The sequence below is a fragment of the Capnocytophaga sp. oral taxon 324 str. F0483 genome (assembly GCF_000318315.2).
Classification (GTDB): domain Bacteria; phylum Bacteroidota; class Bacteroidia; order Flavobacteriales; family Flavobacteriaceae; genus Capnocytophaga; species Capnocytophaga ochracea.
In genome coordinates, this window is sequence record NZ_KB291532.1 from 26,155 (window position 1) to 50,445 (window position 24,291).

General features: G+C 42.5%; 13 protein-coding genes. 12 read left to right on the forward strand and 1 reads right to left on the reverse strand.

Annotated features, from left to right (window positions below; genetic code table 11):
• The first annotated feature begins 166 nt into the window (after window positions 1–166).
• The 11 genes from HMPREF9072_RS09940 (at window position 167) to HMPREF9072_RS09990 (ending at window position 20,373) form a co-directional block, all read left to right on the forward strand.
• Window positions 167–2,761: a DNA gyrase/topoisomerase IV subunit A gene (locus HMPREF9072_RS09940; RefSeq protein WP_009411603.1), complete on the forward strand. Its 2,595-nt coding sequence runs from the start codon at window positions 167–169 to the stop codon at window positions 2,759–2,761.
• A 193-nt stretch (window positions 2,762–2,954) separates the two neighbouring features.
• On the forward strand, window positions 2,955–4,586 hold the full coding sequence (locus HMPREF9072_RS09945) for a DUF6377 domain-containing protein (RefSeq protein WP_034566397.1): 1,632 nt from the start codon (window positions 2,955–2,957) through the stop codon (window positions 4,584–4,586).
• Between the two features lie 162 nt (window positions 4,587–4,748).
• Entirely contained in the window at window positions 4,749–7,718 is a 2,970-nt protein-coding gene (locus HMPREF9072_RS09950; protein WP_009411605.1) for a TonB-dependent receptor, read from the forward strand.
• 13 nt (window positions 7,719–7,731) lie between these two features.
• On the forward strand, window positions 7,732–9,228 hold the full coding sequence (locus HMPREF9072_RS09955) for a RagB/SusD family nutrient uptake outer membrane protein (RefSeq protein WP_034566398.1): 1,497 nt from the start codon (window positions 7,732–7,734) through the stop codon (window positions 9,226–9,228).
• The gene (locus HMPREF9072_RS09960; RefSeq protein ID WP_009411607.1) at window positions 9,228–10,733 is read left to right on the forward strand and encodes a glycoside hydrolase family 30 beta sandwich domain-containing protein; all 1,506 of its coding nucleotides are present in this window, start codon (window positions 9,228–9,230) and stop codon (window positions 10,731–10,733) included. The genes HMPREF9072_RS09955 and HMPREF9072_RS09960 overlap by 1 nt, the downstream gene beginning before the upstream one ends.
• Window positions 10,734–10,821: 88 nt before the next feature.
• The gene (locus HMPREF9072_RS09965) at window positions 10,822–11,553 is read left to right on the forward strand and encodes a GDSL-type esterase/lipase family protein (RefSeq protein WP_034566400.1); all 732 of its coding nucleotides are present in this window, start codon (window positions 10,822–10,824) and stop codon (window positions 11,551–11,553) included.
• 443 nt (window positions 11,554–11,996) lie between these two features.
• Window positions 11,997–14,201: a glycoside hydrolase family 3 C-terminal domain-containing protein gene (locus HMPREF9072_RS09970; protein WP_009411609.1), complete on the forward strand. Its 2,205-nt coding sequence runs from the start codon at window positions 11,997–11,999 to the stop codon at window positions 14,199–14,201.
• 175 nt (window positions 14,202–14,376) lie between these two features.
• Window positions 14,377–15,975, forward strand: a complete 1,599-nt coding sequence (gene lnt, locus HMPREF9072_RS09975; RefSeq protein WP_009411610.1) for an apolipoprotein N-acyltransferase — start codon at window positions 14,377–14,379, stop codon at window positions 15,973–15,975.
• A gap of 89 nt (window positions 15,976–16,064) precedes the next feature.
• Entirely contained in the window at window positions 16,065–17,453 is a 1,389-nt protein-coding gene (locus HMPREF9072_RS09980; RefSeq protein WP_009411611.1) for an aromatic amino acid ammonia-lyase, read from the forward strand.
• 58 nt (window positions 17,454–17,511) lie between these two features.
• A complete protein-coding gene (locus tag HMPREF9072_RS09985) occupies window positions 17,512–18,666 on the forward strand; it encodes a lactonase family protein (RefSeq protein ID WP_009411612.1) in 1,155 nt (384 codons plus the stop codon).
• Between the two features lie 39 nt (window positions 18,667–18,705).
• Window positions 18,706–20,373, forward strand: a complete 1,668-nt coding sequence (locus HMPREF9072_RS09990; protein ID WP_009411613.1) for a formate--tetrahydrofolate ligase — start codon at window positions 18,706–18,708, stop codon at window positions 20,371–20,373.
• Window positions 20,374–20,619: 246 nt separating this feature from the next.
• Here HMPREF9072_RS09990 and HMPREF9072_RS09995 read toward each other — a convergent pair whose 3' ends face one another.
• The gene (locus HMPREF9072_RS09995; protein WP_034566395.1) at window positions 20,620–23,196 is read right to left on the reverse strand and encodes a BamA/TamA family outer membrane protein; all 2,577 of its coding nucleotides are present in this window, start codon (window positions 23,194–23,196) and stop codon (window positions 20,620–20,622) included.
• A gap of 226 nt (window positions 23,197–23,422) precedes the next feature.
• On the opposite strand from HMPREF9072_RS09995, the gene HMPREF9072_RS10000 reads away from it, so the two are divergent.
• Window positions 23,423–24,154: an RNA methyltransferase gene (locus HMPREF9072_RS10000; RefSeq protein WP_009411616.1), complete on the forward strand. Its 732-nt coding sequence runs from the start codon at window positions 23,423–23,425 to the stop codon at window positions 24,152–24,154.
• Window positions 24,155–24,291: the final 137 nt, after the last annotated feature.

Genomic DNA, 24,291 nt, shown 5'->3' on the forward strand with positions numbered 1-24,291 from the left:
CTTTCCGTCGCTACATACTTTGCCAAAGTTGAAATCCCCTTCGCATTACCTTCGTCATTCGTCATTCATCATTCGTCATCTCTTTCTTTTACTTTTTACATAAATCCCATTTTTTGTCATTTGCCAATTATTTTCTATTTTTGCACTTTAAACAACATCTGTTCCGATGGAAGACAATACACCTCAAAACACTACTCCACAAGGAGATAGCATCATTAAAGTCACAGGTATGTACCAAGATTGGTTCTTGGATTATGCTTCGTACGTAATCCTCGAACGCGCTGTACCAGCAATCGAAGATGGCTTTAAGCCCGTACAACGCCGTATTATGCACTCGCTTAAAGAATTAGACGATGGTCGCTACAACAAGGTGGCTAACGTCGTAGGGAATACAATGCAGTATCACCCTCACGGCGATGCGAGTATAGGCGATGCTATTGTACAAATCGGTCAGAAGGACTTGCTCATCGATACGCAAGGTAACTGGGGAAATATCCTCACAGGTGACGATGCGGCAGCTCCTCGTTATATCGAGGCACGCCTTTCTAAGTTTGCCCTTGATGTGGTGTTTAGCCCTAAGGTAACCGAATGGCAATCCAGCTATGACGGTCGTAAAAAGGAGCCTATCAGCTTGCCGGTGAAGTTCCCGCTCCTCTTGGCACAAGGTACCGAGGGGATAGCCGTGGGGCTTTCTACCAAGATATTACCTCACAACTTCATCGAGCTTATCGAGGCTTCCATTGCTTACCTCAAAGGTAAACCTTTTGAGTTATACCCCGATTTCCCTACTGCGGGTATTATGGACGTAAGTGGCTATAACGATGGGGCAAGAGGCGGACGTGTGCGGGTGCGTGCTAAGATTTCGCAACTCGATAAGAGTACGCTTTGCATCACCGAAATTCCGTTTACTACCACCACTACTTCGCTTATAGATTCTATACTGAAAGCGAACGAAAAAGGTAAGATAAAAATCAAAAAGGTAGACGATAACACAGCTGCTAATGTAGAGATATTGGTGCACTTGCCCAACGGCACGTCGCCCGATAAGACTATCGATGCACTCTACGCCTTCACTGCCTGCGAAACAGCTATTTCGCCCATTACCTGTGTGATTGAGGACAACAAACCGCATTTTCTCACCGTTTCAGAAGTGTTGCGTCGCAGTACCGACCGCACAGTAAGTCTGCTCAAACAAGAGCTCGAAATTGAACTTTCTGAACTCGAAATGCAATGGCACAGTGCCTCGCTCGAAAAGATTTTCATCAGAGAAGAGATGTATATCGACTTCAAGAAATACACCGATAGAGAAAGTTTGTACGAGTACTTGTACCAGCGTTTTGAACCTTTCAAAAAAGATTTGATCCGTGAGATTACCGATGACGATTTGGCTAAACTCACCCAAATACCAATGATTCGCATCACCCGCTTCGATTCTTATAAGGCTGATGAAAATATCCTCAAAATTGAAGCCGATATCGAGGAAGTGAAAAACCACCTCGCAAATCTTATCGACTATGCGATTTCCCATTTCGAACGCCTTAAAAAGACTTATGGTAAGGGGCGCGAACGGAAAACCGAAATGCGCGTATTCGATACCATCGAGGCGACCAAAGTAGTGGTGCGCAATACCAAACTCTATGTAAACAAAGCAGAAGGTTTTGTAGGTACAGGCTTGCGCAAAGACGAGTATGTAGGTGATTGCAGTGATATCGACGATGTGATTGTATTTACCGAAAGCGGTGCGATGTACGTTACCAAAGTATCCGATAAACAATATATAGAGAAAAACATCATACACGTAGCGGTCTTTAAGAAAGACGACAAGCGCACCGTGTACAATATGATTTATAAGGACGGACAAACGGGCTTCTCTTATATCAAGCGCTTCAACGTTACGGGTATTACCCGCGATAAGAAGTACGAGCTCATTCCTCAACACAAAGAGTCGCGTGTACTCTATTTCACAGCCAACCCTAATGGTGAAGCCGAAGTGGTAACTGTGAACTTGCGTCAGTTAGGCACTTTGCGCAAACTGCGATGGGATATTGATTTTGCCGATACCCTCATCAAAGGGCGTGGCGTGAAAGGAAACCTCGTGAGCAAATACGCTATCAAGCGCATCGAGCTAAAAGAAAAAGGCGTATCAACCCTCAAACCGCGCAAGATATGGTTCGACGATATTGTAAAACGCCTCAACACCGAAGAACGCGGTACGCTACTGGGGGCTTTCAAAGGCGATGACCGTATGCTTCTCATTACCAAAGAGGGCATCGTGAAGACCATTATCCCCGAATTGAGTCTGCATTTCGAGAACAATATCGCCGTAATGGAGAAATGGGTGCCCGAGAAACCTATTTCGGTAATTTACTACGATGGCGAGAAAGAACGCGTGTTTGTAAAACGTTTTGTGGTAGAGAATGAAAACCGCGAAGAGTTAGTCATTACCGAACACCCTAAATCGCAATTGCTCTTCGTCTCTGCCGATTGGCGACCTATGGCTGAGGTAGTCTTCACTAAAGAAAAAGGCAAGGAGAAAGAGAACCTCATTGTGAATTTAGAAGAGTTCATCAGTGTAAAAGGCATCAAAGCCTTGGGCAACCAGCTCACTACCGACAAGGTGAAAACTGTCAACCCCCTTGAATCTCTCCCCTACGAAGAACCGCAAGAAGAGGAACCCGTAGAAGACCTCGGCGATGAAGAAATTATCCCTCCTCCCTCTGAAAATGAGAGCGACGGCACCCAAACAGAATTAGAATTCTGAGATAACGATGAATAATTAAGTCGCTTTTGCGGCGCTACACTTTGCCAAAGTTTTTAATTGCTCGTCGTGCTACGACCTTTGGCAAAGTTGATTGAGCAGTATGTCCGAATAATATCCTAATAATCACCTGCTGATGCAAATTTACGGCTTGTCCCCCTTCGGGGGTTCGGGGGCTTTAATAAAAACAAACTTTATGAAAAACTATATCACACTCTTTATCATATTGTTATTGGGAAGGAATATAGCGGTGGCACAAGAGAGTAAAGAGGCTGTACTCCACCGGCTCAACCAAACCATTGAGCAGAGTGCTACTTATATACAAGCCAAAGAACAGCGTATTACTTCCTTGGAAAAGGCTCTTAAAAAAGCCTCTCAACCAACAGAAAAATACGACCTGCACAAACAATTGTATACCGAATACCGAAAATTTAAGGTTGATTCGGCAGTAGCCTATTTGCTGAAAAACGAACAAATAGCAATAGCTTTAAACGATACCGAAAAGCAAGACGAAACCCATATCCTACTTTCTAAACTCTACTCGGTAAAAGGAATGTACGTAGAAGCGCTGCAACTACTAAAAGCTATCGATAAACACCGATTACCCAAGAAATCTCTGTGTGAATATTACGATTCGTGTTATGCCTTGTGCAGTCATTATGGGCAAAGTATCAATAATAGTGCTTATTTAAGTGCCTCCAACCGCTACCGCGATTCCTTACTATTGTGCATAGACAAACAGTCGCTTACTTTTAAAGTAAACAGTGCTATCGATGAGTTCTTTACAGGAGACAAAAACCGCGCTATGCAACAGTTTCAACAACTATTACCACAAACTACCGAAGAGGAACCTGAACGTGCTATAATAGCTTATTATTTAGGTCTTGTAGAACGAGAAAAAGGAAATGACGATCTTCAAGAATACTATTTTGCCCTTTCTGCTATCGCCGACATCAAAAATGCAATCAAAGATAACGCTTCCTTGCAGAGCTTAGCGCTTACTTACTACAAACGAGGGAATATAAGCAAAGCCTATCAGTTTATCAAAATGGCTATCGATGATGCTGCCTTCTGCAATGTGCGACACCGCGCCGAAGAAGGTGCCTCTTTCTATTCCATCATCAACACCGCCTATCAAGAGAAAGAAGCCAAACAAAAGAAAGAATTACAATTGTATCTGGTACTCATCAGTGTGTTATCAGTAGCTCTTATCATCGCTTTGGTATATGTGTACAAACAAGTAAAGCGATTGATAAAGATACGTAAAGAACTCTCTTACAGTAATCAGCAACTCGAAAAACTCAACACTGACCTACAACTGATGAACCAAACCCTCGAAGAGGCAAACCTCAATCTCGAAGAGGCGAATCTCATCAAAGAAGAATATATTGCCCATTTCTTCAACCTCTGTTCTGCTTATATCGATAAGATTGAAAACTACCGAAAACTACTCTACAAAAAGGCTTCTAAACATCAGTTTGACGACCTTACCAAGGTGCTAAAATCTACCTCCGTAGTAGAACAAGAATTAGAGGTACTTTACAAGAATTTTGATACTATCTTCCTCAATATATACCCGCATTTTGTAACCCACTTCAACGCTCTTTTAGAAGAAGGAGAGCAAATTTTCCCTAAAAAAGGCGAACTACTGAATACCGAATTGCGTATTTTTGCTCTCATTCGTTTAGGCATCACCGATAGTAATAAGATAGCCGAATTCTTGCGCTATTCTCTTCGCACAGTGTACAACTATCGCACCAAAGTACGGAATAAAGCGAAAGGAGAACGCGATGCTTTCGAAGAAAAAGTGAAGAAAATACGTAATTAATAGGTGAAATTTCAGTACTTTTTTAAGCTTTTTTTACAATTCAATTAGCTAATATTCAATTAAATATTTTTTGAAAGCAGTACTTTTCTAATACCCGATTGTACACAAGTGTTTTTTTGCTGTACTTTTGGAGCAACTAAACAAACGTAATGTTTTTATTTTATGAAAGTACTCAAAGAACATTTAATGCTAATGATGGTACTGTTAGTAGGCTTTGTAGGTTTTGCCCAAGCACAATACAGCAGAGTAACAGGTACCGTAACCGATGACAAAGGAACACCTCTTCCTGGTGTTTCTGTAGTAATAAAAGGTACTACCAAAGGCGTAGCTACTGATTTCGACGGTAAGTATACACTTACTGACGTAGCTCGAGGAGCTGTTTTAGAGTTTTCTTCTGTAGGCTACAAAACCCTCGATTTAAAAGTAACAGGTGAACAGCTCAATGTCAAACTTTCTGAAGTTGCCCAAGACCTCGATGAGGTGGTAGTAGTGGGCTATGGTACTCAAAAACGTGGTGATGTAACCACTGCTATCACCTCAGTAAAGACCCAAGACCTCGACCAACGTCCTGTAATTTCAGCTGCACAGGCTATTCAAGGGCGTGCTGCGGGTATCCAAGTAGTGCAACCTAGTGGTGCTCCAGGCGCAGGCTTGGCAGTGCGCATTCGCGGGAATACCTCTATCAGCGCTTCCAACGACCCTCTATATGTGGTAGATGGTATCCCTGTGCAAGACATCGGTGGGATTGCCCCTACCGATATTGAGAATATGCAAGTACTCAAAGATGCTTCTTCAGCAGCTATCTACGGTTCACGTGCTGCTAATGGCGTAGTGCTTATCACTACCAAACACGGGAAACGCAACGAGCCTAAAGTATCTGTTAATACTTATGTAGGTATCTCGCAAGTAGCCAAACGTATAGAATCCTTAAATACGGCTCAATACAAGGAACTGATGAAAGAAACAGGTGCTGTTACTCTTCCTTCAGGTCTTACCGACAAAACCGATTGGTTCGACGAGACCTTCCGCAAGAGTATTATCCGCAATACACAGCTTTCTTTCTCAAATGCAACTGAAAATACCAAGTATTACATTTCAGCAGGTAACTCTAAAGATGAAGGGGTTATTCGCTCTTCTTTCTTCGAGCGTTATAATGTGCGCCTCAACTTAGAAACCAAAATGCGCAAATGGCTCACTTTTGAAACCAATCTATCCTATTCCGATTACTCGTCTAATGGTATTATTACCGGTACGGGCTCTAACCGCGCTGGGGTAGTGCTTTCGGTAATCAATACGCCTAAATACGCCCCTATATGGAGCGATAAACCTGGGGAAGAAGGTTGGTATTACTACAATTTCTATGGAGCAAACCTCACTCATCCTGTAGAGAATATCTCTCGTAATGCCGACAATACCTCTAAGAGCAATCGCTTGGTAGGAAGTGTATCGGCTATTGTAACTTTCTTGCCGAGCTTAAAGTTCAAATCTACAGTAGGTATCGACCGTTTAGGACGCACTCAAACTCATTGGACAGACCCTAAACTCACCGAATATGGACGTAAGATCTTCGGTACTGCCGACGATATTCGTACTAACAACACTGTGATGACTTACGACAATTTGCTTACCTTCGATAAGAGTTTCGGCAAGCACAACCTTTCTGCTTTGGCAGGTACTTCAGGAACGGTATCTAAATGGAACGAAAGCTATTTGTATGCCTCTCACTTTCTTACACCCGACATCAAAACCCTCAACGCTGCCAATAAAATAGAACAAGGTAGTGGTTCGAGTGCTGCCGAATGGGCGATTATGTCGTATTTAGGTCGTATTTCTTATAACTACGATAGCAAATACCTTCTCACAGCTAATTTCCGTGCCGATGGTTCTTCAAAATTGGCACCAGGAAAACGCTGGGGTTACTTCCCTTCAGTATCTGTAGGATGGAGACTTTCACAAGAAAACTTCTTGAAAGAAGTGGATTGGCTTAGCGAACTCAAATTGCGTGGAGGCTGGGGACAAACAGGTAACCAAGCGGGTATATCCGATTACGGCTACTTACAACGCTTTTCTATCACTCGTCAAAACTGGTGGGAGGCAGGCAAAGGTGATGCAATGGTAACTTTGCGCCCTAATTCATTCTCTAACCCTAACCTCACTTGGGAAACCACCACTCAAAGCAATATAGGGCTTGACCTTTCGCTTTTCAAAAATCGTATCTCTTTAGCGGTAGACGCTTACCTTAAAAAGACTACCGATTTATTGATGGATGTGCCTCTTCCTGCTACTTCACCAGTACCTTCTATCTATCGCAATGAGGGCGAAATGACCAATAAAGGGTTAGAGTTCTCTGTGGATAGCCGTAACCTTACAGGTAATTTTGAATGGAATACAAACTTCAATATCTCGTTCAACCGCAATGAGCTAACTAAACTTACCCTTCAAAAAGTGTATTACTACGCCAGCACTTCCGAAGCTATTACTGAACAAGTGGTGCGTATTACCGAAGGGCAGCCTTTGGGCAAGTTCTGGGGATTTATAAGTGAAGGAGTAGACCCTCAAACAGGTAATATCAAATACAAAGACTTTAATGGTGATGGTAAAATCTCAGTGTCCGATAAAACTTATATAGGCGACCCTAACCCCGATTTCACCTTTGGGCTTACCAATGACTTCACTTATAAGAACTTCACTTTAAGTGTTTTCTTTCAAGGTTCTTATGGTAATGATATCTACAACGCTTCTCGCATAGAAACTGAAGGTATGTACGATGGTAAAAACCAATCAACAGCGGTACTCAACCGTTGGAGAAAACCTGGTGACATTACCGACATTCCTCGTGCTGTAAGAAGTACCGATAACATCAAAGCCTCTTCGCGATGGGTAGAAGATGGTTCGTATTTGCGTCTCAAAACACTTACTCTGGCTTATAACCTTTCCAATGAGGAATTGTTGAGATATGGTATTCGCAAGATACAACCTTATTTCACCGCCCAAAACCTTTGGACACTCACTAACTACAAAGGATTTGACCCCGAAGTAAACCAAGGGCTTTCAGGTCCTACGATGGGTATTGATTGGGGTACTTATCCTCAAACCAAAACTTTTATCTTTGGCTTAAACATTGATTTTTAATACCTATACAAAAATGAAAAGATATATATACCTTGCACTCTCGTTAGTAGCACTAACGGCGTGCAGTTTAGATAAAGACCCTATTTCGGAGTTCAACGAGAAAAACACAACTGCCGAGGGCAAAAGCTCTTCTGCTATAGAAACCAAAGCACAAATGCAAACCCGCTACGAGGCTATTTATGCTTTCGTACGAGGTAGCGCGCAAGAGTTCTGGACGTTAGACTTCCTACAAAATACCGAAACTCGTGCCGATAACGCTTATGCAGGTACTTCTGGCGTCGAGATTACTTCTATAGAACAGAACAGCCAAGATGCATCTAACGGGAATATCAAACGTGATTGGCAAAAATACTTAGAAGGTATCAACTTAGCCAATGTAGTAATTGCTAATGTAGATAAAGTGCCCGATGCCTCGCTTACAACAACTGAACGCAAACAGTGGAAAGCCGAAGCTAAAATACTCAAAGCGTGGCTTTTATTCGATATGGTACGCTTTTGGGGAGCAGTCCCTATTCCTCCTATTGAAGTCCCTGAAATATCATCTGAAAATGTAGAAGAAACCTACAAATTGCTCTTTCCTGAACGCACTTCAGTTGCCGAGGTGTACAACATTATTCGCACCAACCTTGAGGAGGCTCTCGTCGATGCTCCTGCTGTGAAGGCTAACGATAAGTTCTTCTTTAGTCGCGCAGTTGCCAATGCACTCTTAGCTCACATATATGCCGAGAAACCTATACGCGACTACAACAAAACCATTCAGTATTGCGCAGCCGTAGAAGCCGATGGCTTTACTCTCTTGCCTAATTACGCCGATTTATTTCAAATCAACGATGCTAAAACCGATGTAAAAGTGCGTAACTCTGCCGAGTCTATCTTCGAGATTACCTACTCTCAAGGCGGACAAACTTGGCTACCGGGGCTTTTTGGATTGAACTACACCAACCCCAATAGCACTTACGACTGGGCAAAATGGGTAACCCCTTCACGCGACCTCATCGCTGCTTTCGATGCCGAAGGTGATACCGTGCGCAAAGATCAAGCTATCGTTTGGGGGCAACCCTCTTGGGAAAATTATTACCCTTCTAAACACTATCCTTTTATGTACAAAATACGTTCAGGAGGCAGTAGCATCATCAAGTTGCGTTTAGCCGATATCCTCTTGCTCAAAGCCGAAGCCTACGCTGCTTTAGGTCAAACTGCTCAGGCGGCTGCCTTGGTAAATCAAGTACGCGCAAGGGTAGGACTTGTTGCTATTTCCACCTCTCTTTCACAAGAACAAATGAAAGCAGCCGTACTCAAAGAACGTCGCCTTGAATTGGCATTCGAAGGCTTCCGTTGGTTCGATTTGGTGCGTAACGATAAAGCCATTGAAACAATGAACTCTCTCAACGCAAGAGATACTGGTAGACTAAAACAAACCTACCCGCTCAACGAGAACACAGTGCTTTATCCTATCCCACAAACTGAATTAGAAAACAATAAAAAACTCACCCAAAATCCTGGTTACTAATGAAATTATTCCCGTCTTTTTTACTTGTAATACTCTGGAGCATCGCTTCTTGCAGCTGCCAGAAAAAATCCAACACAGGGGAGGAACCTACTCCTCCTCCTGTTGTTGAGCCATCGGTAGGTAAAGTGAGCGTATTGCTGACTACAGCCAATCGCCAAAAAGAACTTTACAAAGAGCAAACCGACCTAAAGCTCATCAAAAACCCTAACGCATCTTATAGTATCACCCTAAAACCCGCTGAAAAATTCCAAACTATCTATGGTTTCGGGGCTGCCATTACAGGTTCTACCTGCTATAACTTGATGCAGATGTCCCCCGCCGATAGAAAGGCGTTCCTCACCGAAACCTTCTCCGAAACTGAAGGCTTTGGGCAAAGCTATGTGAGGGTCTCTATTGGCTGTTCCGACTTTTCTCTAAGTGAATACACCCTTTGCGATACCAAGGGAATAGAGCATTTTGCTCTCACCAAAGAGGAAACGCAATACGTGATTCCTATACTCAAAGAGATTCTCGCTATCAACCCCAAAGTGCAGATTATTGGCTCTCCTTGGACACCTCCGCGCTGGATGAAGGTCAATAACCTTACCGATTTGCAACCTCATAACCAATGGACAAGCGGTCAGCTGAACCCCGCCCACTATCAGGATTATGCGCTCTATTTCGCCAAATGGTTGCAAGCGATGAAAGACAATGGATTGAACGTCAAAGCCATCACTATACAAAACGAACCTCTCAACAGAGGCAACTCGGCTTCTATGTATATGGGATGGGACGAGCAGCTCGCCTTTATCAAAAACGCCTTAGGGAAAACTCTGCGCGACAAAGGTTTCACTGAGGTTAAAATCTACCTCTTCGACCATAACTACAACTACGATAATATACCTTCGCAACAGCAATACCCCTTGCATATCTATAAAGATGCCAATGCCTCTCAGTACGTTGCGGGAGCTGCTTACCATAACTATGGGGGAAATCCTAACGAATTGAGCAACATTCATAACCAATACCCCAATAAAGAACTCATCTTTACAGAAAGCTCTATAGGTACTTGGAACGATGGTCGCAACCTTCAGCGCCGTCTCACCGAAGATATGCAAGAGCTCGGTATCAAAACCCTGAATAATCATTGCAAGGCGGTGATAGTGTGGAATTTGATGCTCGACGAGCACGGAGCTCCCAATCGTGAAGGCGGTTGCAAAACTTGTTTTGGTGCGGTTGATATCCAAACATCTGATTATAAGACGATGCAACGCAATTCGCACTACTATGTCATAAGTCATCTTTCGGCAGTCATCAAGCAGGGTGCGACTCGTATAGGCGTTGAGAAAACCACCGACGACAATGTGCAATGTACCGCATTCGAGAACCCCGACGGCTCTTTGGCTTGTGTGTTGCTGAATAAAAAGAAAGAAGCAACCTATCTGACCCTAAGCACCGGAAAGCACTATTTCTCTTATGAAGTACCTGCTAACAGCGTGGTATCCTTTTTGATACCTAAAATATAAACAGAAATTGTAAACTTTGCCAAAGCTCGTAGCACAAGAGGCTATAATAACTTTGGCAAAGTTGAACATCAAAAAATTAATTAAGCGAATGAAAAGAATATTACTGTTGTTATTCCTATTAGTAACAACCTTTGCGAGTGCGCAAACCGCAACCCCTACAACTCTTATCAAAAGTGTTATTCCATTTGAACAACGCGACGAAACTTCTTGGATTACCCGTTATCAAGGCGATATCAATCGTTATCAAAAGGAGAATAAACGCTTAAAAGACCTCTCTTGCGACGTACTCTTTCTGGGGAGTTCATCTATCAATCTGTGGGATACTATCTATGAAGATTTCGCCCCACTGAAACTCATTCGTCGTTCCTACGGAGGGGCTACTTTGCGCGATATGATTTACAATTACAACACTATCGCCAAAGGCTATACCCCTAAAAGCATTTTGCTATACGTGGAAAACGATTTGGGCAATCATAAGGAAGGTGTAAATGCCGTGAAGTGCTTTGATCTTTTCCGTATATTTATCGACAAACTAAAAAAAGACTACCCCAATACGCCTCTGATTGTGGTATCGCTAAAACCCTCACAACACAAAGCCGACCAGCTGAAAGACCAGCTATTGGTAAACGCTCTTTTAGAGGAAAATGCCACCGCACAAGGCTATACTTATATTGATATCACCAAAGTAATGTACGATGAAGCGGGTAACCTCCGCACCGATATCTTTAAAGAAGACAACCTCCATATGAACGCCGAAGGTTATAAGCTCTGGACAGCCATTCTCAAACCGCTTCTTATTAAAAAAGTGAGAGGAGAATAGATTAGTAAGTTAACAGATTAACAGATTTGTAAATGAAGAGTGAGACGTATAATATTTTAGATTGCTGAAAAAATGTTAAAGTATGCTAAAAGGACAAGAAAAACACAAACTTTTTTAGGAGGTACTCATTTTTCATCTTAAATATCTAAAATACTAATAATCAGTTTATTCTATTACTTTTTGTGTTTTACTTTTCAGCCACTTTGGACGAACCTAAAGCGAACCTAAGGCGAAGGTAAGGCGAAGCTAAACCGAAGATAAGGCGTTACTAAACTGAAAATCAATTGGCTAAAAAGGGGTATGAAAATCTGAAGAAAATATGTTAAAAATTAGTCTTTGACGAAAAAAACGCAAAAATATTATCTCTGAAAAAAAAATGAAATTTGTTTTATTGAGAGGTAGTATTTCTATTTGCTCAATTCTAAGAACACTAACAACTAAAAATGACTAATATGAAAAATATAAAAACTTTACTGCTTTGCTGTGTCGTAGGTACGCTCTCAGCCCAGCAGATGCCGGTTTATTTAGACGCTTCGCAACCCATTGAGAAGCGTATAGACGATGCCCTCTCACGAATGACCTTAGAGGAAAAAGTAGCTATGTGCCACGCTCAATCTAAGTTCAGTGCCCCTGGCGTGCCCCGTTTGGGTATTCCCGAAAATTGGATGACCGATGGTCCTCACGGCATACGCCCCGAAGTACTCTGGGACGAGTGGAATCAAGCAGGATGGACAAATGATAAATGTACCGCTTTCCCCGCTCTCACTTGCCTTGCTGCCACGTGGAATCCCGCTCTCAGCAAAGCCTACGGAAAAGCCATAGGTGAAGAAGCCCGCTATCGCAACAAAAACGTACTCTTAGGTCCTGGGGTGAACATATACCGCACTCCTCTCAACGGTCGCAATTTCGAGTATATGGGTGAAGACCCTTATTTGGCATCCAAAATGGTCGTGCCTTATGTGCAAGGCGTGCAAGCCAATGGCGTTGCCGCTTGTGTGAAGCACTATGCGCTTAACAATCAAGAAATCAACCGCCATACAGTGAATGTAAAGGTAGACGACCGCGCTCTGTATGAGATTTACCTCCCTGCCTTCAAAGCGGCTGTGCAAGAGGGAAAAGCGTGGAGCATAATGGGGTCTTATAACAAATATAAAGACCAATGGGCTTGCCAAAACCAATACCTATTACAAGATATCCTGCGTAAAGAATGGGGCTTCGACGGTGCCGTAGTATCCGATTGGGGTGGAGTGAACAACACCAATGGTGCTGCTCTCCACGGATTGGATATGGAATTTGGTACTTGGACTGACGGAATGGTCGAAAACCGCTCGAATGCTTACGACCATTACTTCCTTGCTCAACCCTTTCTCGAAAAACTGAAATCAGGGGAAATAAAAGAAGAAGTAGTGAATGAAAAGGTGCGCAATATCCTCCGACTTGTATTCCGCACCAATATGGCAGCCAATCGCCCCTTTGGGTCATTCGCCTCACCAGAACACTTTGCCGTCGCTCGCAAGATAGGACAAGAAGGTATCGTACTACTCAAAAACGATAAAAATGTATTACCTATCGACGTTAAAAAGGCAAAAACCATAGCCGTAATAGGCGAGAATGCTATTAAAATGATGACCGTAGGTGGAGGAAGTTCCTCACTTAAAGCCGTTCACGAGATACTCCCCTTAGACGGAATCAAAAATCGTGTAGGCAATACTGTCAAAGTGCTCTATGCACGTGGCTATGCCAGCGACGATTACAAAGACCAAGACGGGCTTGCTGCCAACGACATCACCGATAAACGTCCTGCACAGGAACTCCTCGCCGAAGCTGTTAAAACCGCTAAACAAGCTGATATAGTTATCTTTATAGGCGGACTCAACAAACACGACGGTCAGGATTGCGAAGGTGACGACCGCAAACAATACGGCTTACCTTACGGACAAGATGCTGTGATTGAGGCTTTGGCAAAAGCCAATAAAAGCTTAGCGGTAGTACTCATTTCGGGTAATGCAATGGCGATGCCTTGGGTGAAAAGCGTACCTGCCATTGTACAAGATTGGTATTTAGGCTCCGAAGCAGGTAACTCCCTTGCCGATGTACTCTTCGGTGATGTAAACCCTTCGGGTAAATTGCCTTTCACTTTCCCAGTGCGTTTGGAAGACAATGGAGCTGTAGCCTTAGGTGAATACCCAGGTGATAAAGATGTTGCTTACAACGAAGGCATTTTGGTAGGTTACCGCTACGCCGATACCAAAGGTGTAAAACCGCTATTCCCTTTCGGTCACGGACTTTCTTACACTACTTTCAAATACGGCAAACTCACTGCCAATAAGAAGACCACCAACGGCGATATCAGCTTCTCGGTAACAGTACAGAACACCGGCAAACGTGATGGCGCTGAAGTAGTACAACTCTATTTGCACGACGAAGAAGCCTCAGTATTACGTCCGTACAAAGAGCTCAAAGGTTTTGAAAAAGTATTCTTAAAGGCAGGAGAAACCAAAACCGTAACCTTTCACATCACCAAGCAAGACCTATCTTTCTTCAACCCTGAACAACACGCTTGGGTAGCCGAAAAAGGCACTTTCAAAGCCTTAGTAGGCACCTCTTCTGGCGACATTAAAAGCACGGTTGATTTCACCTTAGAATAAATATTTTTTACTTTTCATATGAGAAAAGCTTGAAGTCCATAAGACTTCAAGCTTTTTTGTTTAAAGGAGCTCGCTCTACTTTGCCAAAGTTGAATTGGCGACAATATTTTTTCATCATTTATCATTTATCATTCGCAATTGTTTTTTATCTTTGCCACATTATTAAGTGTCTATAATGAAGAAAAACATACTCCTCGCCCTGCTTTCAGGGGCTTTACTCGCCTGTGCGTGGGTAACTTACGGCATTACTGCCCTTATATTCATTGCCTTAGTACCTCTCTTACTAATGGAAGCGCGCATTAGACGTGATTACCAGCATACCAAACGCAAGGTGTTTGCACTCTCTTATTTGGCTTTTCTCACTTGGAATATCCCCACCACCTGGTGGATATGGTACTCTACCCAAATAGGAGCAATTTTTGCTATTTTGGCAAACACTCTCTTGATGACACTCACTTTCTTCCTCTACCATATCGTAGCGAAACGTATGAACCGCAAAGTGTCGCTCGTTTTTTTAGTAGCAATATGGCTCTCTTTTGAGAAATTCCACCTCACGTGGGACGTTTCTTGGCCTTGGCTCAATTTGGGCAACGTCTTTTCCGAACAAGTTACGTGGATACAGTGGTACGAATATACGGGCACCTTCGGGGGCTCACTATGGGTATGGCTTGTGAATATCGTACTTTTTATAGGCTTAACCGATTATCTTTCTACTAAAAACCGTAAAGCATTTGCCCAAAAAGTGGGGGAGGCAATGCTCCTTTTTGCTATTCCTGTGGTGATTTCGTATTTCCAGTATATAAATTATAGCGAAGCAGGCAAAAAGACAATCAATGCTATTGTTTTACAACCTAATATTGATCCTTATCAAGAAAAATACGCACTTTCCAATCAAGAAGTAGGTAGGCTCTTAGTACAACTTGCCACTGAAAATATAGACGACCAAGTGAATTTTATCATCACTCCCGAAACGGTTTTTGCTGAGAACATTAAGTTACAAGATTTACCTGTTTCGTGGGAAGTATCTATTTTGCGTACTTTACTCAGTCACTATCCTAATGTAAACTGGATAGCAGGAGCTTCTATGATTGAGTTTGTAAGAGACAAAGCCCATACAACCTCACAAAGCAACTACTTGCCCGACTATGGTTTTTGGTACAACGATTACAATTCGGCTTTCTTGCTCAATCGCAATGCCGAAGTACCACTGTATCACAAGAGCAAACTGGTGGTAGCAGTAGAAAATTTCCCTTATCAGCAGGTGCTAAAACCTATTTTAGGCGAAACCCTTATCAACCTTGGCGGTACGGTAGCCCTAAAAACTACCCAGCCTGAACGCACTGCCTTTGCAGGAGTAGACACCGAGGGCAAGGCAGCACCTATCATTTGCTATGAGACTATCTATGGTGAGTTTGTAACGGGCTATATTAAGAAAGGGGCTAACTTCTTGGCTATCCTTACCAACGATGCGTGGTGGCGCGATACACAGGGTTACAAACAGCTACTCAGTTACACCCGCTTGCGTGCGATTGAAACCCGTCGGAGCGTAGCCCGCAGTGCTAATACAGGCGTTTCGGCTTTTATCAATGGTAGGGGAGATATACTCAAAACCCTTCCTTACGGCACCCGAGGTAGTTTGAAAGGTACCATCGCCTTAAACGACGAACTCACATTTTACGTTCAAATGGGCGACTACATCGCTCGCATTGCGTATTTCTTGGCGTTTTTTGTTTTCTTGTATGCGGTATTGAGGAAACGTGAAAAAAGGTCGTAGCACGACGGGCAATTAAAAATTTTGGTAAAGTTGAATAACCTCTATTTGCATCACTTTTCTAACGACTAAAAAACTAACGCGTAAATCGTATGGAACACTACATTTCAAACGAAGTCCTTCTGCTTGAACAACTAACAGCTATTATAGAAGGCGATACACAACTGAAACTCTCAGAAGAAGCGGTAATTAATATCGAAACTTGTCATCGTTTTCTCAGTGATTATCTCCAAAAAGACCCCAAAGTTCTGAACAAGCTTTCGGTAGACTCTATGTCCCTCTTGCGGCATTATGCTTGTGGCATAGGTGAGCGCATTCCTAACGAGATTGTCAAGCTGATGCTTTTCCTAAAAATACAATCCTTCTCCTACGGCTATAGTGGGGTGCGATTAGCGTTGGTACAACGTCTCATCGACTTTTATAATCACGGGGTCTTCCCTGTAGTTTATTCCAAAGATATCCCCGATGAACGCATTGCTTTAGCACACCTTGCCTTGCCTCTGTTTGGTGAAGGCGAAGTGTGCATACAGCACAAAGTCTATTCGGCTCAAGAGTTAGAAGGTAAATACGGTTGGCAACCTCTATCGTCAGAAGGACGCGAAGCCGATGCCCTGCTCAATGGAACCCAGCTCACCACCGCTTATGGCATCTACAACCTTAGTAAATCGCTCAAACTTATTCAGTGGGCTGATTTTGTAGCATCGGTTTCCACACAAGTATTTGGGGGCAACCTCTCGGCATTCTCGGAAGCAATGCAAGTGGTACGTCCGCACAAAGGACTTGTAGAAACTGCCGAACATCTTCGTATGCTTCTGAAAGACAGTGTCCTCTCTGAGCACCCACAAGCCTTCTCGTCTATGCCCGAAGCTTTTTGCTCTATCCCTCAAATACACGGAGCCGTCCGAGAGTCGATTGCGGCTATTCGTAAGGTAATTAAAACCGAGATGAACTCAGTTACCGATAATCCTATTCTCTTCCCCGAAACTCAAGAAGTTATCTTCGGAGGTAATTCACATACTCTGCCTCTCTCATTAGCAATGGACTTTTTGGCGATTACCCTCACCAGCTTGGGCAATATCAGCGAGCGACGCGTGTTCTACCTGCTTTCTAATATCGGTAAAGAGATAGAAACTGAAATAGATTATCCTATTTTTCAGCGTATCATAGAAGGAATATTGAACGAAAACCGTCGCCTTTCCACTCCTGCGAGCATTGAGAGTCCAATTTTATTTGAAAAAACAATAGATATTAAAGGAATGGGAGGTAGTTCGGCTATTAAATGCGAGCAAGTAGTGAAGAATATAGAAGAAATATTGGCTATTGAACTCATTTTGGCTACTTCACTGTGGAAAAAGAAACAATTTGAGCATCATTCAGCTTTATTTAAGGAATATCTCTCTTTTATGGCAGAAGAGGAAGTAACTACCCTCAAGAAGCAAATAGAGCACACAATAAGGTTTTTTGAAATGAACAATGAATAATTGATAATTAATTCATATCTTTGGGGCAAAATTGTTCACTTTTTAATTATTAAAAGTTATGCTGAAATTACAAACTGTTCTTTCTTTGGTATTATCGATGTTTGCCTTTCATATATTTGCACAAGGCGAAAAACCTAATAACTTGACGATGTTTGTAGGCACTTATACCGAAGGAGGCAATTCTAAAGGTATTTATACCTATCGTTTTAATCAGGAGAATGGAACTTTCGAACTGCTGAGCAGTGTTATCGCAGCCAATCCTTCTTTCTTGACATTATCCCCCGATGGGAAACATCTGTACGCAGTAAGCGAATATAACGACGGGCGACAAGGAGCTTATTCGTTTGATTTGAGTCAAGATAAAGCGCATTTGAGTTATCCCGTTTTTCAATCCACCGACCCTAAGGAGAGTTCTAAGGAAGAGCTGAAACAGGCGGGTGCTGACCCTTGTCATATTGTTACTGACGGTAACTATGTAATTACGGCTAATTATACAGGGGGCGACATCAGTGTTTTCCCGCTGGATGCAGAAGGTAAATTAAAAGCAGAGACACAACATATTGCTTTTGTAGGAAAGACACCCAAGCGCGTGGCACATATCCACTGCATTATTCCCACCCCTGATAAAAAGTATATATTAGCAACTGATTTGGGCAACGACCGCGTGTATCGCTTTCGTTACAACAAGAAAGCACGTAAAAACGCTGAGGTACTCACCGCTCAGCGAGTAGCTTATGAGGTGAGCGACGGACAAGGACCTCGTCATCTTACGTTTAGTAAAGATGGACGTTTTGCTTATTTGATAGGCGAATTGGGAGGAGAGTGTGTAGTGCTGGGCTATCACAAGGGTAAACTGAAAGAAGTGCAACGCTTAATGGCTGATGAAGGCGACGGACGAGGCAGTGCCGATATACATATCAGTCCAGATGGGCGTTTTTTATATACCTCTCACCGATTAAAGAAAGATGGTATTGCAATTTTTGCTATCGACCCTGAGAAGGGTACTCTCACGAAAGTAGGATACCAACTCACAGGTATTCACCCCCGCAATTTTGCGATTACTCCCAATGGTAAATATCTTTTAGTAGCTTGCCGAGATGATAATAAGATACAAGTGTTCCAGCGGGACGAAGTAACTGGCAAACTGACTGAAACTGCAGAAGAGATTGAGGTAGATAAACCTACTTGTATTGTGTTTGGAAAATCCAACTAAAATCAGTACTTTTGTCGCACTATTAATTATCAATTGTTTATGACCGACTTAGAAATCGCCCAAAAGGCACAGATGCTCCCTATCAGAGAGGTAGCTAAAAAATTAAACATCAGTGAGGATGACCTCGATCCTTATGGAAAATACAAGGCTAAATTACCATTGCACCTCATCGACGCTGAGAAGATGAAAAACAGTAAGTTAGTGCTTGTTACGGCTATTACTCCTACCCCTGCTGGTGAGGGCAAGACCACGGTGAGCATTGGTCTGACGGAAGGGCTTAACAAAATAGGCAAAAAAGCGATTGCCGTATTGCGTGAACCGTCGTTAGGTCCTGTTTTTGGTATCAAAGGAGGGGCTGCTGGTGGAGGATACTCACAAGTGGTACCTATGGAGGACATCAACTTGCATTTTACAGGCGACTTTTCGGCTATTGAGAAGGCTAACAACCTATTGGCGGCTGTCATTGATAATAATATCCAAAGTAAGACACACTCTATTGGCATCGACCCACGCACCGTAGTTTGGAAGCGCGTAATGGATATGAACGACCGTGCGCTACGCCATATAGTGGTAGGTTTAGGCGGTGCTACTCACGGAGTACCTCGCGAAGACGGTTTTAACATCACTCCTGCTTCTGAGATTATGGCGATACTATGTCTTGCCGAAAGTTTTTCTGACCTGAAAAAACGTATTGGTAATATCTATGTAGGCAAGAAATTTGACGGCACCCCTGTATTTGCGCGCGACTTAAATGTGGTAGGGGCAATGGCACTTTTGCTCAAAGAAGCCATCAAACCTAACCTTGTGCAAACGCTTGAAAACAATCCTGCTATCTTGCACGGAGGCCCGTTTGCTAGCATTGCGCAAGGTACAAACACTGTTTTGGCTACCAAAATGGGATTATCGTTAGGTGAGTACGTAATTACCGAAGCAGGTTTTGGCGCTGACCTTGGGGCTGAGAAATTCCTCAATATCAAATGTACTTCAGCAGGATTAGCTCCCGATGCAGTAGTGATTGTAGCAACTATCCGCGCCTTGCGTCATCACGGAGGGGCTAAAAAAGAAGAGTACAACACTCCTTCCTTGCAAAAAGTGAAACTCGGTATTGCTAATTTGGAAAAACATATCGAGAATGTGCAACTTTTTGGTCTCAAAGCAGTGATAGCGATTAACTATTTCCCTAACGATAGTGAGGAGGAAATCGCCTATGTAAAAGAAGTATGTGCTCAAAAAGGGGTAGAAGCTATTGTAAGTAAAGGGTTTAGTGAAGGAGGTAAAGGTACTGAGGAACTTGCTCGCGCTGTCGTGGCTATAGCCCAAAGTGGTGAGAGTCATTTTAGTCCGCTATACAGCAATGAAGCGAGTATAGAAGAGAAAATAACAGCAGTAGCTACTAAGATTTACGGAGCGAGCAAGGTGAATTACAACAGTAAAGCCGTAAGTCAGTTGAAACAAATCAAAACATTAGGCTTTGATAAAATGCCTATTTGTATAGTGAAGACGCCTAAATCGCTCAGTGATGACGAGAAGAAACTCGCCCGTCCTACCGATTTTGAGGTAACCGTGCGAGAGTTTGAGTTTGCCTCAGGGGCGGGCTTTGTAATCCCAATCTTGGGCGATACTGTGCGTATGCCGGGACTCCCCAGTGTGCCTGCCGCCGAAGGTATGGATATAGATGACGAGGGAGTTATCACAGGACTCTCTTAATAGGTAAAAGGTAAAAGATAAAAGGTAAAAAGAGCTTGTTCGGAAAGTTTTGCTTTGAAGAGCCTTTGCAAAACACCCCCTACGAATGTAACGAAAATATGATTGATTAAGTTAGTTTTCAACTTTGCCAAAATTTAAAACTTTGGCAAAGTTTGCGATGCAAAGCCAGCGAATACTTGTAGCTGGGTATGTGACGATTTTTAGACTTTTTGGACACTCTTTACTCAGCTTGTACTCATACTACACTTAAAACGGATAGTTGATACCGAAGTTGAACACGGTTTCTTTAATTCTGAATTTCTTTATCCAGCGGTTGCTCATTTCTTCGGCAGGGTCATATGTAGGTATACCCATATCGAGGCGAATTACAAAGAAGTTGAAGTCGTAACGCAACCCAAATCCGGTACTTAACCCCACATCTTTTAATGAAGAAAGGTCTTTAAACTTGTATTCTTCAAAACGAGTATTATCGGCTACGTTCCAGATATTTCCCACATCGGTGAAGAGGGCGCCTTTGAGTGCCCCTAAGATAGGGAAACGATATTCGAGATTGAGCGTAATCTTCATATTGGCTTCGTTGTAATCTAAAATCGAACCACTTGAACCAGGTCCTAAACGATAGGCTTTAAAACCACGGTTATCGGTAGTACCTCCGGCAAAGTAGCTTTGTGAAAACGGAATATTATCGGAGTTACCATAAGGGATAGCTATCCCTAAGAAGGAACGGAATGCTAATGAACTCTGTTTGGCTATGGGGAAGTGCTTGATAAAATCGACCTCAGCTTTAGCATATTGAGCGTATTCTACCCCAAAAATCTTATTCTTAGTACTACCTTCGGTATTGACCACTTTATAAGTAGCTGTCAAAGCATTGAGCAAACTCCCCGCTCCTTCTATCTTGAAACGCAATTGTGAGAAGTTGCGTTCAAAAAACTGTGATTTGCTATTGATGATATAAGTAAAACTACTTGATACAATAAAGTCATTATTTGTAATACGACGATAGCGTTCAGAAATAGCATATATAGGCAAAATATCTTCATCTTGAACTACCAAATTCCTTTCGAATACATCATTTATAAAGTTAAAAGTCCCCTCAGTAGGGGTAAGATTGCCTTTGTCGTCTACATATCGGCTACCTAAACTGTATTTTTTGGCAATATCGTTCAGCCTTTCATAAGTACTTTGGTAAATATTGAAGAAATTACCTGGGTTGATATTGTTTACGTATTGTACGTTTATCAAATCGAAAATGACTTTGTTCTTCTGCTTACGCGGATTCCATACATAGCGCAACAAACCCGAAGTGGTACGTTTGTCGAGCCCTATATTTGTTTGGTAGCTCATACCCGTTTGCAAGATAGTTTGTGGGGTCATATAATAAGGGATGAGCTTGCGCGTATTCAGCGGGAAAACGATAGAAGGAAAGATGAAACGTATATCGCCACTGACTTCTGAGGTATTGAAAAAGCGTGTATCTTTAAGCGTAGGTTGCGAGGCAAAAGTACCTTGCAAGTTCAGTTCTAAGGTTTCTGCTCCACGAAAGACATTGCGTGCTGCAAACGAAGTTCCTACCCCAAAACCTATCGCCTCAATCTCAGAACGCTTTACCTCATTGGTAAGTCGCAATGAAAACTTATCTAAGGACGAAAGGTAGATATTGGCATCGAGTTTGTTTTGCAAAGTGTCATTGGTAGCGTATTTGAAGTCCATATTTGGGTAGCGGAACACGCGCAGATTGTTGAACTGTCGGTAAGTATTTCCGCGCTCTAAATCGGAGTAGATTTGTCCTTTTTTGAGGCTTGTAGCGTGATACAACACCCGTGGACGATAACGCAACTTGTCCTTGTAATAAATAATCATATTGCGATACTCCAAAGAATCTAAAGAGCTTTTATCTACCTTGTTGTCGTAATCGGTATACAGACGTACTTTATTGATGTAGTGCATCTTATACTTCTTGGCGGTAATCACATCGCCATCGCGTTCTATAAGGTCGCCTATATCAGTAGTTACTTGCAGTTTGTTGTCTTTTTGAGCTGTAACCGTATCGCGCTCGATTTGGAAGTTGATGGAGCTTTGCTGAAAGGTATAAAAACCGTTGTTGCGAAAGAGTTCGTAGAGGCGTGAACGTTCATTGCTAAAATCGGTAAGCTGGTAAGGGGCTCCTGATTTTAAAAACGTTTTTGCCTTGTTCTGCTGGTAAACTGAATCTATTTCAGGAGAAGTGATATGCGTCTTTAAGCTATCGATATAATAGCGCTCTCCGGTAGTGATATAATAGCCCACTTTGGCTTGTTGTTTTTCTTCATTAGGGAGAATGAAGATGCTATCAGTTACTTTGTTATTGAAATAGCCTATACTTCTGAAATAAGCTCCCAACTGCTTGGTGGATTTGTGTACGCGTGCTGTATCTAATACCGATGGGGCTTCGCCTATCTTCTGCAACTGGTGATCGATGCCTGAAACGAAAAACGACTTCTGTAAGCGACCTACTTGTTTTTTAGAGAGAAAACCATCTAAAAACCTATGCCAACGAGGGTGTGTATCGAGCCATTGGACAAAATCCTTTTCGGCATTAGGGTTTCCTAAATTGTAGATATATAGACTGATAGGCATTCCTAAAACATACGAATTGGGCTTTTGTAATACAAAATTGTTTATCTTTGCATCGTCGGTCTTAGTGCCATTCACATATACAAGGTTTTCACGGAGCAAATGGCGGTCGTTAGGGACACGCTTGGTAGCATCGCACGAAAAGAGAGCAATGGCTAACACGAATAACAGACTGATAACGCTTAGTTGGGAAAGAGATTTTCTCACAAGTTTTTGTTTTTAGGGCTCAATAATAAGAATTTTCAAAGAAATAAATCTCTTTTTTAGGAGAGAAATTGAACAAATTAAAAGAATCTCCCTAAAGGGAGAGAAATCGAGCAAACCACAACAAATCAAACAAAAAACAACCATTTATTTGTTTGATTTGAATAGATTTGTTTAATTTCTAAGGTGCAAGCCTTATCATTTTTTGGCAAAAATACACAATTATTTTATGCTTAGCAAAAATCAAGTAAAATTAATTCAGAAATTACAACAGAAGAAATACCGCAATGAGCTGAATCTCTTTATAGTAGAGGGGAAAAAGAGCATCGTGGAATTTCTGCAAGCGGGTTACCGTTTAGAGTTACTTATCGCTACCGAAGTGTTCGCCACAGCGTTGAACGGTCAGCCTATTACCTTAGTAAGCAAAGAGGAACTGCGGAAGGTGAGTAGCCTCAAAAATCCCGATGAGGGCTTGGCGATTTTTCACCAACGCCAACATAAGGGCATCTTGCAAGAGGGTGTAATCCTCGCCTTAGACAATGTGCAAGACCCTGGTAATTTGGGTACGCTTATCCGCCTCTGCGATTGGTTTGGTATCGAAACGCTGATCTGCAATAGCCAAACGGTGGATTGCTACAACCCGAAAGTAGTGCAAGCCTCTATGGGTTCTCTCACAAGGGTTGCCGTGCATTACGTGGATTTAGCAGGCTTCTTGGCAACTTGTGCGCTACCTTTATACGCAATGGATTTGGACGGTGAGAACCTCTACACTACCGAATTCCCCGAAGATTGTGTGCTAATCTTAGGCAACGAAGCTAACGGTATTAGCCCCGAAGTACGCGCCTTGGCTGATGGCATTATCACCATTCCGCGTTTTGGCAAACTGCAACAGACGGAAAGTTTAAATGTGGCAATGGCGGGAGCGATAGTGGTGAGCCAGGTAAGAAAATTGGATAATTAGAAAATGAAAAAATGAGAGAATTAGAAAATGAGAAAATGAGAGAATTAGAGAATGAGAGAATTAACAGATTAGTAAACGGGATAAATGCCAATAATACCAGAAATAATCAACTTTGCCAAAGTTTGAAACCAAAACTG